At 49.9% G+C, this 12337-nt stretch carries 6 protein-coding genes; 2 read left to right on the top strand and 4 right to left on the bottom strand.

Annotated elements, in window-relative coordinates; translation table 11 throughout:
- Nucleotides 1-3166, bottom strand: a 3166-nt coding sequence (gene smc / locus ACTHUE_RS05265; protein WP_440423083.1) for a chromosome segregation protein SMC, incomplete at its 3' end; no start/stop codon positions are given.
- 362 nt (nucleotides 3167-3528) lie between these two features.
- On the opposite strand from smc, the gene ACTHUE_RS05270 reads away from it, so the two are divergent.
- Complete coding sequence (locus tag ACTHUE_RS05270; RefSeq protein ID WP_004519414.1) at nucleotides 3529-4965, top strand: transferrin-binding protein-like solute binding protein; 1437 nt, start codon at nucleotides 3529-3531, stop codon at nucleotides 4963-4965.
- Between the two features lie 60 nt (nucleotides 4966-5025).
- Here the strand turns inward: ACTHUE_RS05270 and ACTHUE_RS05275 are convergent, their stop codons facing one another.
- Complete coding sequence (locus tag ACTHUE_RS05275; protein WP_039861983.1) at nucleotides 5026-5820, bottom strand: thymidylate synthase; 795 nt, start codon at nucleotides 5818-5820, stop codon at nucleotides 5026-5028.
- Nucleotides 5821-6234: 414 nt separating this feature from the next.
- Here ACTHUE_RS05275 and gdhA point away from each other — a divergent pair, with 414 nt between their 5' ends.
- The gene (gdhA, locus tag ACTHUE_RS05280) at nucleotides 6235-7569 is read left to right on the top strand and encodes an NADP-specific glutamate dehydrogenase (RefSeq protein ID WP_003745850.1); all 1335 of its coding nucleotides are present in this window, start codon (nucleotides 6235-6237) and stop codon (nucleotides 7567-7569) included.
- Between the two features lie 68 nt (nucleotides 7570-7637).
- Here the strand turns inward: gdhA and recG are convergent, their stop codons facing one another.
- The gene (gene recG, locus ACTHUE_RS05285; RefSeq protein WP_070461511.1) at nucleotides 7638-9677 is read right to left on the bottom strand and encodes an ATP-dependent DNA helicase RecG; all 2040 of its coding nucleotides are present in this window, start codon (nucleotides 9675-9677) and stop codon (nucleotides 7638-7640) included.
- A 249-nt stretch (nucleotides 9678-9926) separates the two neighbouring features.
- Nucleotides 9927-12337 (bottom strand): TonB-dependent siderophore receptor (locus ACTHUE_RS05290; protein WP_440423085.1); only part of this gene is annotated, 2411 nt, incomplete at its 5' end.

The following is a 12337-nucleotide window of genomic DNA, read 5'->3' on the forward strand; positions in this document are numbered from 1 at the left end:
TTTTCTTGCCGGGCGGGCGCGCCATGATGGACACGCCGGCGGTCAGGAGGTCGTCGCCTATCATCTTGAGGGTGGCTTCGCCGCCGCCGAACAGGGTCGGGAAGAAGGTTTGGACTTTGCCGTTGACGGCATCGAAGGTTTCTTTGAAACGCTCTTTGGTTTTGTCGTCGATTTGGGCGATGGCTTCTTCCAAAAGGGTGATGGCGGCCTGCACGTCTTCGCTTTGGCTGCGGTAGTAGCCGTCGCGTTCGCGCGCTTCTTCAAGTTCTTGCAGGGAGGCAAGGTTGACGGCGCCGAGGGCTTCGATTTGCTGGGTGAGGCTGCCGATGCTGGTGTTCAATACTTTCGGCGATTCTTTCGCCAATGCTTCGAGCGCGTCCAAATCGGCGGCGCGTTCGGTCAGGTTTTGATGGTAGCGTTTGGCGTTAATCAGGGCTTCCTGCTGTTGCAACAGAGCGGTTTGGGTCGCGGCCTGAAGCTGCGGCAGCTTGGTTTGCAGGGTTTGTACGCGGGCGTATTGCTCCCTGCCCTGCTCCTGAATCTGCGCGAGTTTCTCCTGTACGACGATATATTCTTCATCCAAAGTCTGTACGGCTTCGCTTAATTCTTCGAGCTTGATGTGCTGCTCGTCGTTTTGGAACTCGGTTTCATAGGCGAGGGCAAGTTCTTGTTGGCGTTCCTGCCAGTCGAAGGTTTGCTGTTCAAGCTGGGCGATTTGCTGCTGGTAGTTTTGTTTTTGCTGGTTGAGCTTGTGGACGGCGACTTCGGCCAGCCCGTATTGGCGGTTGGCTTCCAACAGGGCAAGCTGCGCCTGTTTCAGACGACCTTGCTGCTCTTGGCGGCTATGTGCGGTGGTTTGCTGTTGGTGTTCGAGTTCGGCGGCGGCTTCCTGCAAAGTAACGATGTCGTCTGAAAGCCCGTCGGACGTGTGTTGCAATACGGTCTGTTCTTTCGCCAACTGCGCCAGTTCGCGCTCGATGTGTTCGCGGCGGATTTGCCCTTGGTTGGTGCGCGCCAAGAGTTCGGCGGCGCGTTGCTGCGCTTGACTGTATTGGCGCGTGTGCTGCTGTTGCTGCTGCATCAGGTTTTTGTGCTGCGTTTCGGACGAGCGCACGGCAACCTCCGCCTGTTTGAACGCGGCTTCGGCGGCAGAAAGTTCGGGGGCGAGGCTTTCCAGTTCGGACGCGATGCCGTCGAGACGCGCTTTTTGGGTAATCAGGCTTTCCTGCGCAGGTTTGGCATAAAGCAGGACGCTGACTTTATCGACCTGATGGCCTTCGGGCGTAAGCCAGATTTGATGTGCGCTCAAATCGCTTTGATGCGCGAGGGCGTAGCTCAAATCGGGCGCGCACAATATGCCGTCAAGCCAGTGGTGCAATGCCGTCTGAAACGGCGGCTGCGCTTGGATTTGGTTCAGCAATGCCTGTACGGGCAGGGATTTCTTGATACCGCCGGAGAGGTCGTCTGAAAGCCATGCAGCCTGCCCCTGCGGCAAAGGCGTGGGGGGAACGAAGCTGTGCGGTACGGAGCGGGCGTGCAGGCGTTCGGCAAGGATGACGGACAAGGCGTGCTGCCACTCGGCGGGTGCGATGATGTGTTGCCACAGTTGCGGCGCGGTGGCGTGGTCGGTTGCCTGCCAGAAGTCGGCGGCTTCCTGCTGTTGCGACAGGATTTGCGACAACGCCTGCTGCTGCGCCTGCAAGGTGATGTGTTGCTGCTTCAGGCTTTGGAAGCGGTTTGAGGCCGTCTGAAACGCTTCGCGGGCGGCGTGTAGGGCTTCTTCGGCGGCAATGATTTGTTCTTCGTAATGCTCTTGCTGGCTTTGCAACAAGGCGGAGGCTTCCTGCGCGGCGGCGGTCTCGGCTTCGTCGGGCAGGTTCAGGGCTTGGTTTTCCTGTTTCAGACGACCTTTGCGCTCTTCGTGTTTGGCAACGGTTTGTTCGGCATGGGTAAGCTGCTGCTGTTTCAACGCCAGTTCGCGGCGGATGCGGTTTGCCTCGTCCTGCTGGGTTTGGAAGGCGGCGTTGAGCGTGGCTTGTGCTTCTTCCAATTCGGGCAGACGCTCTTCGTGTTCGGCAACCTGCATCGCCCATTCCGCCAACTCGGTTTGCTTTTCTTCGACCTGCAACTCGTTTTCTTCCAGCTTGACGCGGATTTGCTGCTGTTCTTGATGGATGCGCTGCAACTGCGCCTGCGCTGCCTGCTTGTCGCGTTCGATGCGTTGGTGCAGGTTTTGCTGATGGCGGATTTGTTCTTCCAAACGGGCAATCTGCTCGCGCAACACACCGCGTTTGTTGCTCAATTCATGTACCGCCTGCTGTTGCGACTGTTCGGCGGTCTGCAAGGTGTGTACTTCGTCGTTTAATGCCTGAACCTGCGCGGCGGTTTCGTCCTGCTGCGCCTGCAAAGACTGATGCTGCGCGGTCGCTTTGTCGGCAGCGGCAAGCGATTGCTGCCATTGGGCGTAATCGAGCAAATCCTGTTGCTGGTTCAACTGCGCGGTCAGGGATTTGTAGCGTTCGGCGGTTTCCGCCTGTTTCTCGAGCTTTTCCACCTGACGCGCCAACTCGTTCTGCAAATCGCCCAAACGCTGTAAATGCTCGCGTGTGCCTTTCAGACGGCCTTCCGTCTCCTTACGGCGTTCCTTATATTTGGACACGCCCGCCGCCTCCTCGATATAGGCGCGCAACTCCTCCGGCCGCGCTTCGATGATGCGTGAAATCATCCCCTGCTCGATGACGGCATAACCGCGCGCGCCCACGCCCGTACCCAGAAACAAATCAGTAATGTCGCGGCGGCGCACGGTCTGATTGTTGATGAAATAAGTCGATTCTCCCTGACGCGTTAGCTGTCGCTTGATGCTCACCTCGGCATACTGCCCCCACGCCCCCTGCAAACTGTGGTCGCTGTTGTCAAACACCAGCTCCACCGAAGCCCTCGGCGCAGGACGGCGCGTCGCCGCACCGTTAAAAATCACGTCCTGCATACTCTCGCCGCGAAGCTGCTTCGCCGAAGCCTCGCCCAACACCCAGCGCACCGCGTCAATCACATTCGACTTGCCGCAGCCGTTCGGCCCGATGACCGCAACAAGCTGCCCCGGCACATGAATCGTAGTCGGGTCGGTAAAAGATTTGAAGCCGGAGAGTTTGATGTGGGTAAGGCGCATGGCAATGTTTCGAATCGGAAAAGAAGGCGTATTTTAACGGAAATACGCTTATCCGTTGAGAGAAAAGCATCCATAAAGTCCGACTGCTTTTTTATCTTCAAAAGGCCGTCTGAAAAGTTTGTTAAAAAGAAACAGACTAGCTATAGAACTCACTAAAATATTCAAAATAAATTCATATAAAACAATTAACTAAGAAAATATCCACCCAACCATCTTCCCTTTGATTAATTTTTGTACAGAAATGCAAACAAACTGTTTATTTTTTTATGATTTATGGTTATTATCAGATATTAAAGGTTTAAAAATCAGATAAACGATCTCTCCGACCTTTTAATCAAGCGAATAACCATACAGGGAATCTCATGTCAAACATCCAAACCAAACTTAAAACCATCGTTTTTACAGCCATCAGCGCAGCCATCTTGTCCGCATGCGGTGGTGGCGGAGGCGGCGGTTCATCTGCTTTAAGCACCGGCGCAACTCCTACCAATAATACCGGCAACTCTGCTGGCAACAATGGCAATCCTGCCAACAACAGCAATGCCAACACTCCGAAAGCTCCGTCTACTACGCTTACTAACAGTGCCGACAACCTTGCCGAACTGACCGATGAAGCTCCAATCGATCCGGCCAACGTTACCCAGCCTTTGCACACACATTTCATCTCTTCCAAAGGTGCACAGCAATCCAACCCTAACGTACAAATCCGCAAAGATGCCGCAGGCAAAATGTTCCAAACGGACAATCAAGACCGCAACCAAAATGGTCTGATCAGTTCTATTGACTTTAACAGCAATGATGAAGTCAAAATGGACGGCGTTGTATTATTTAATAAGACCTCTAATGGCAACGCAACCCAACCTACATGGACAAGTTACGCTTCTGTTATTGCCAAAGTATATTCAAAAGGCAATACTCAAACTGATGTCAGCGAACAAACGGGCAAGGAGAAAAATACCGAATTCGCATACGGCAAATCAACTTTGGATGACAAAATTGCTGAAGATTATAAAAAATTAAAGGCTGAAGAAGAAAAGCTTGAAAAAGAAGAAAATCCAGAAGCAGGTCCAGTTAACAATAAAAAAGTAACGGAAATCAAAGCAAAGATTGAAGAATTAAAGACTTCACACGCTAAAAATCTTGAAAATCGAACTAAACTAGCAGAAATTAATGAGAATGTTAGCAATAATCTAGCCTATTTCCGTCCAGACCAAGATGGCTTGGTATTCGACAAACAATTCGACGGTGTCTATGTCATCAATTTTGGCGATGGCACAGAAATTGTGTTGCATGATCCTTCTGCGGCCGGCTGGACATATCAAACCTTCGCGCATTACACCGACCCTAAAGGACATGTATACCAAGGCTACCAAAGCCTGGGCGATGAAACTGTCTTCACGACCCTGCCTGCTAAAGGTACAGCCACCTACAAAGGTATTTCTACTGCCTATGTGGTTACCGATAATAACAATCGTCAGTTGACTTCCAATGTCATGGCTATCGTTGATTTCGGCCTCAAAGGTATCCGTTTTGAAACATCAAACTCACACTTCCATACTTTGGAAAATGGTAAGCGCGTATCCAAAGCAGATAAAAACTACGATTTCAAAGGTACGGCAAGCTGGAAAGACGGCAACCTCTTCTCCGGCAAAGTCAGCACGGCCGATGACAAGTTAAGTGGCAACCTGAACGGCAAATTTTACGGCCCCAATGCTGCAGAAATTGGCGGCACTTACGGCTTGAAAAACAAAGATGCAACCGAACACTTAATCGGTGGCTATGGCGCGAAACGTCAATAAATCTACCTAAATAAAAAGGCCGTCTGAAGTTTCAGACGGTCTTTTGTTTTTTAACTTGGATTACACCGATACGGCTGCTTTGATGTGCGGATGCGGATCGTAGCCTTCCAATTCGAAGTCTTCAAATTTGAAGGCAAACAAGTCTTTGACTTCAGGGTTGATTTTCATGGTCGGCAGTTTTCGGAAATCACGGCTTAATTGCAGCTGGGCCTGCTCGATATGGTTGCTGTACAAATGCGCATCGCCAAACGTATGGATAAACTCACCGGCTTCCAGGCCGCACACTTGCGCCATCATCATGGTCAACAATGCGTAGCTGGCGATGTTGAACGGTACACCAAGGAAAATATCGGCGCTGCGTTGGTAAAGTTGGCAGGACAGTTTGCCGTTGGCAACGTAAAACTGAAACAGCGCGTGGCAAGGTGGTAAGGCCATTTCGTCGACCAAAGCCGGATTCCATGCCGATACAATCAGACGGCGCGAGTCGGGATTTTTCTTGATTTGTTCCACCACGTTGGCAATTTGGTCGATATGGCGGCCGTCGGGTGCAGGCCAACTGCGCCATTGGTAGCCGTAAACCGGGCCTAAATCGCCGTTTTCATCCGCCCATTCGTCCCAAATAGACACATTGTTGTCTTTCAGGTATTTGATGTTGGTATCGCCTTTAAGAAACCAAAGCAGCTCATGAATAATCGAGCGCAGATGCAGTTTTTTGGTGGTCAATAGCGGAAAGCCTTCACTCAAATCAAAACGCATTTGGTAACCGAACACGGAACGCGTGCCGGTGCCGGTACGGTCGGATTTGTCGATACCATTGTCGAGAACATGGCGCATAAGGTCGTGATAGGCTTTCATGTGTTTCCTTAATGTATGTGTTGTGGGAATTTCTTGTGTATTGTACCGAATTTTCAGACGGCCTGCCTCTCTGTCTTCAATGGGGCAACCTTCCCCATATTCGCGTAGTACACTCATTAACAATGTTGACAATTCAGCGCTAATTTACACAAATTTATGAGCTGAATTAAATTTTTACAAAAAAATTTTCAACATTTTCTAGTTTAATTACTCGGTATTTTATTTTTATTTAAATCTATTTAATAAAATATTTTTATATATTTTTAATTGAATTTAAAATATAATTCCATTTTTACAAATTGGTAAAAAAATAATGTCAACAATCTAGGTAAAATTTTTCTTGGCAAGTAAAATTTTTACAGCTATATTTCAAAACATAAATATTGAAATATCTCACTCAATAGGAGTAGAAAAATGACTGACCTGAACACCCTGTTTACCAATCTTAAACAACGCAACCCCAACCAAGAACCCTTCCACCAAGCTGTTGAAGAAGTGTTCATGAGTTTGGATCCGTTTTTGGCGAAAAACCCGAAATACACCCAACAAAGCCTACTTGAGCGTATTGTTGAACCGGAGCGCGTGATTATGTTCCGCGTCACTTGGATGGACGACAAAGGCCAAGTCCAAGTCAACCGCGGCTACCGCATTCAAATGAGCTCCGCCATCGGCCCTTACAAAGGCGGCTTACGCTTCCACCCGACCGTCGATTTGGGCGTGTTGAAATTCCTCGCTTTTGAACAAGTCTTCAAAAACGCGCTGACCACCCTGCCTATGGGCGGCGGCAAAGGCGGTTCCGACTTTGATCCTAAAGGCAAATCCGATGCCGAAGTAATGCGCTTCTGCCAAGCCTTTATGACCGAACTCTACCGCCACATCGGCGCCGATACCGACGTTCCTGCCGGCGACATCGGCGTAGGCGGCCGCGAAATCGGCTATCTGTTCGGCCAATACAAAAAAATCCGCAACGAATTTGCTTCCGTCCTGACCGGCAAAGGCCTCGAATGGGGCGGCAGCCTGATTCGCCCTGAAGCCACCGGCTACGGCTGCGTATATTTTGCCCAAGCCATGTTGGAAACCCGCAACGACAGCATCGAAGGCAAACGCGTGTTGATTTCCGGCTCCGGCAACGTGGCGCAATACGCTGCCGAAAAAGCCATCCAACTGGGTGCAAAAGTATTGACCGTTTCCGACTCCAACGGCTTTGTCCTCTTCCCTGACAGCGGTATGACCGAAGCGCAACTGGCCGCTTTGATCGAGCTGAAAGAAGTACGCCGCGAACGCGTCGCCACTTACGCCAAAGAACAAGGCCTGCAATACTTTGAAAACCAAAAACCGTGGAATATCGCGGCCGAAGTCGCCCTGCCTTGCGCCACCCAAAACGAATTGGATGCAGATGCCGCCAAAATCCTGCTGGCAAACGGTTGCTATGTGGTTGCCGAAGGTGCGAACATGCCGTCAACTTTGGGCGCGGTCGAACAATTTATCAAAGCCGGCATCCTCTACGCTCCGGGCAAAGCCTCCAACGCCGGCGGCGTAGCGACTTCAGGTTTGGAAATGAGTCAAAACGCCATCCGCCTGTCTTGGACACGTGAAGAAGTCGACCAACGCCTATTCGACATCATGCACAACATCCACGAATCCTGCCTGAAATACGGCAAAGTCGGCGACAAAGTGAACTATGTCAATGGTGCGAACATTGCCGGTTTCGTCAAAGTTGCTGATGCCATGTTGGCGCAAGGTTTCTAAACCCCTATCCAGCCAAATCAAAGGCCGTCTGAAATATTTCAGACGGCCTTTTTCTTTTCATGAAAATTTTATACGCCCAAATAACCTTCCCTGCTGGAAAGCCATCTTGCCAGATGTGCTTCGACGATTTCAGGGTTTTGTTCAATCAGCAAAGGGGCAATTTCGCGCGCTTGTTCTAAAAGGTGTAAGTCTTCTTCAAGATTGGCAAAACGCAGCATGGGAACGCCGCTTTGACGCGCGCCGAGAAATTCGCCGGGGCCGCGGATGTTGAGGTCTTGGCGGGCGATTTCAAAGCCGTCGGTGTGTTCGTAGATGACTTTCAACCGCGCTTTGGCGAGTTCGCTCAAGGGTTCAGCAAACAGGAGGACGCACACGCTTTCTGCCGCGCCGCGCCCTACCCGACCGCGTAATTGGTGCAGCTGCGCCAAGCCCATGCGCTCGGCGTGTTCGATGACCATCAAGGCGGCATTGGGCACATCTACGCCGACTTCGATGACGGTAGTGGCGACCAATACGTTCAGACGGCCTGCGGCAAACTCCGCCATGACTTCAGCTTTTTCGGCGGCCTTCATGCGCCCGTGTACCAAGCCGATGTTGAGTTCGGGCAAGGCTGCCTGAAGCTGCTCGAGGGTTTCGGTGGCGGTTTGCAGTTGCAGAGTTTCGCTTTCTTCAATCAGCGGACAGACCCAGTATGCCTGCTGCCCTTTGCGGCAGATGTTGAGAACGAAGCCTTCGACTTCGGCGCGGCGGACGTTGTTGACGAGACGGGTTTTAATCGGGGTACGCCCGGGCGGCAATTCGTCGATAACGGACACGTCTAAGTCGGCGAAGAAACTCATAGCAAGCGTGCGCGGGATGGGGGTGGCAGACATCATCAGCTGGTGGACGTCGCGCCCTTTGTTTTTGAGGGCGAGGCGTTGGGCGACGCCGAAGCGGTGTTGTTCGTCCACAATCACCAAGCCGAGATTTTGAAACTCGACGTCGTCTGAAAACAGGGCGTGCGTGCCGATGGCAATTTTGACAGTGCCGTCAGCCAGTTTGGCTTTGGCTTCGTCTTTGGCTTTTTTGCGCTGGCTACCGGAAAGCCAAACGACTTCAAGCCCTAAAGGCTCAAGCCATTGTTTGAACTTGATGAAGTGCTGTTCGGCAAGGATTTCGGTCGGCGCCATTACAGCCACCTGCGCACCGGATTCGATAGCAGTCAAAGCAGACAAGGCGGCCACAATGGTTTTGCCGCTGCCAACATCGCCTTGCAGCAGGCGGTGCATGGGGTGGGTTTGCGCCATATCGTGGCAGATTTCGGAAACAACTCTTTCTTGCGCATCAGTCAGGGCAAACGGCAAAGCGTGGCGCAGGGCTTGAGTCAATGTGCCGTCGCCACCCAATGCCGTGGCCGAGCCGCTGACGCGCTTCTGCCGTGCCAAGCGCATAGAAAGCTGTTGCGCCAAAAGTTCGTCAAATTTGAGCCGTTGCCATGCAGGCAGCGTGCCGTCTGAAAGTTGATGAATGGTGAAGCTTGGCGGCGGCGAATGCAAAAGGCGCAGGCTTTCGGCAAGGTGCGGCAATTTCAGACGGCCTAATAAAGCATCAGGCAAGGTGTCGTGCAACGGCGTAACGTCCAAGGCCGTCTGAATAATACGGCGCAAAGTGGGTTGATTTAAACCGTTTACGGTCGGATAAATCGGCGTAAGGCTTTCTGCCAAACCGCTGCTCTCGGCATCGCGGATTTTAGGATGAATCATCTCGTCGCCGTGAAACCCGTGCTTGATTTCGCCCACGGCGCGGATGCGCTTGCCGACCGCCATCTGTTTCTGGTTGCTGGCATAAAAGTGGATAAAGCGCAGAAAAAGGACGCTGCCGGAACCGTCGGCGATTTGGACAATCAGCTGCTTGCGCGGCTTAAATGTCACTTCCTGATGAATGACTTCGCCCTCAACCTGACACGGCACGCCGATTGGTGCATCCTTAATCGGCATGATGTGCGTCTCATCCTCATAACGCAACGGCAGGTGCAACACCAAATCCCATGCGGTATGGAGGTTGAGTTTCTCGAGCTTCTTAGCGGAAACATCGGTAATTTTGAGCTGTTTTTGGGTTTCGGGCGTCATCTTAAAAGGCAGCTGATTTAAAGTTTGCTGTATTTTATCCGAAAACAAAAAGGCCGTCTGAACGCAATGTTTCAGACGGCCTTCAAAGCTGAATACTTGAAACAAATGAATATTTGAAAATACGCCGGCTATCGAATCAACTTCAGCCATTGTTAGAAAACAGCTTTCAAAAAAGAAGGATGTTCAATCCATACTTTTATCAGGAATTTGGCCAATAATGTTCACATACCAAATAATGATCCATTCGCTCTAGAAATGCCAATCCAATTTCAATTTGACTGTCCGCGGTTCGCCATAGAAATTGTTTTGACCTCGCGTACGGTTGTAGTTGTTTTCAAAATACGTCCTGTCAGCCAGGTTCGTTCCGATCAGGCTGATTCTGCCGTGTTTGTGAAAGTCATATTGAACAAAGCCATCTATAAGTCCGTAGCCTCCTTGGCGAATATTGTAAAGGCTACTTGTGCGACTTTGCGCGGATATTCCACCACCCAAGGTCAACTTAGTTTGAGGCAAGCGGTAGCTTGTACCGAGGCGGAACATATGTACCGGCGTGAAGTTACTGAAGTTATATGGGTCGGCAGTCGTGTTTTTCTCCAACCGCTCCGCATTGACTTCTGCAGCATTTTTATACTTACTTTTGTTATATGTGTAGCCAACAAAAATACGCCAGTTTTCCGACAATTCGCCAGCCAATTCAAGTTCTGCACCGCTGCTCTTAACCTTACCCACAGGTTTGGCGATGGTTTGGAATGAACCTCCGTTACGACTAGTATCGGGAACAAATCCGAAATCGACAACGGTTCGGTTTTTCTGCTGTAAAACAAATAAGGCAAGCGAAGCATTCAGACGGCCTTGCAAGAACGACCCTTTCCAACCTATTTCATAGTTAGTCCCGATGAGTGGTGGAAGAACGGATTTGCTGGTTACATCAACGTTATCCTGTTGTTTAAAAATCTTAGTATAGCTGGCATACAAGCTTTGTTGCGGTGTCAGGTCGTAGGTAATGCCTGCATATGGCGTGAACCTATGACTTTGCATTTTTGAGGTGTAGTGTTCTTTGTCGATTTTGTTACTGCTCTCAGTTTGAAATGCCGTAGCAGGCTGGCCATAGCGTACAGGCATTTCTTTGGCTTGTGTGGTTTCATAGCGCGTATAGTGCATACCGCCCAAGAGATGCAGACGGTTGGTTGCATTAAAGCGGGTACTGACAGTCAAAGAATGTGTTTTATTCGTGTTAAGGTATTTCGAATAATTGTATAACGCCGGAACATGATCATCTGCAACCTGAACAGTTTTCCACAGCGGCGTTTTCAGATATTGGTTTGCCCATTTCAAATTTCCCTCTTCATCCCGCTCCTGTATTTTGTTTCCATTTGCATCCAATTCGTAAACAGGATCTTGCACCATTACGCGCTCACCATTGTCGTTGACTGTCCAGACAGGCTTACCCTCTGCATCCAAACGAGGAGTATATTTGGTCACATGCGCGCCACTGCATTCCGGCACATAGATCTTGTTATTACCTTTTTCGTTATAAATATGCCAATCTGGTTCGACAATACCTTTTTCTAAAGGATTACGCTCCGGACCATCGGGATGAATGCCGCAACTGCCTGCACCTGCATAACCTTGAGGACGGACAAAATAACGGTTTTGATATATTTCCGTATAAGCAGAACGAATTTTTTCATTGTTATACGCATAACCGACAAAGAAATCATGTTCACGCCCAAGCAGGCGGTAATTACCTGTCAGATCCAGCTTAAAGCCCCATTGCACATCGTGTTTGGTATAGTGCAACGGCATGAAGTTGTAACGGCGGTTGTATGTGTGGCGAAGATTGTATGCTGAGTCGTATAGACGGTTGGGAAACAGGCCTTCTGCATTGTTAATAATTCCTTGCTTTGCAAGCTCCTTATCAATAAACTCTTTTTTATCTACTTCTACACCCGGATCCTGCCAGTCGTTGCATAGGAAATCCAAACCAATGTCCTGCATACATTGATCGAAACCTGCCCGACGTGCTGCCGCCCTTTGGGAGCGATATTGTTCAAAAGCAGATGAATCGAAATGATGGGCAACATAATCTGCTTTTTTCTCTTCATATGTTTTCGTGACGCCATCACGATATTCTTTTAATTTTGCCAACGCCTTGTCTTTAGGCTCAAAAGGGATAACCTCTCCCTTTTCAGTTAGGAAACCCGTTGCCGCAGATGCTGAAATACCTGCCGCGTGTTCGTTTTTCAGAAAAAATTGTCCGACTTTGGCATCTGAATCATTACGCGTATAAGAAATTTCGGCATTGAGTTGCCATCCATTGTCAAAGACATGTTTGAAACCGGAAAAAATATTGTATTTATCAGCATTCAGGCGTGACCATGAGGTTTCACCCAAATAAGTATTACGTGGCAATTTCAAAGGATTGTTACAGGCCGGACTGGAGCTGAAGGCCGCAGTTTTTTGATCCTCACAAGGTAAAATCACGCCGGCAAAATCGGGAATATCTTTATTTTTCTGATAAGTACCCCCAAAAGTCAGCATACTGTTATCACTCAAATCCGTATCGATCACGCCATAAACCATGTCTTTCTTGTTCCATACACCCTCTTTAAAAGAACGGTGGTCCTCATGAACACCAACCAGCCTACCGCGTACCGTAT

Source organism: Neisseria sp. P0021.S005, assembly GCF_051956955.1.

What these genes read in the sequence shown, in the direction of transcription:
- ACTHUE_RS05270 (WP_004519414.1), top strand. Translation starts at nt 3,529, where the DNA reads ATGTCAAACATCCAAACCAAACTTAAAACCATCGTTTTTACAGCCATC.
- ACTHUE_RS05275 (WP_039861983.1), bottom strand. Translation starts at nt 5,820, where the DNA reads ATGAAAGCCTATCACGACCTTATGCGCCATGTTCTCGACAATGGTATC.
- gdhA (WP_003745850.1), top strand. Translation starts at nt 6,235, where the DNA reads ATGACTGACCTGAACACCCTGTTTACCAATCTTAAACAACGCAACCCC.
- recG (WP_070461511.1), bottom strand. Translation starts at nt 9,677, where the DNA reads ATGACGCCCGAAACCCAAAAACAGCTCAAAATTACCGATGTTTCCGCT.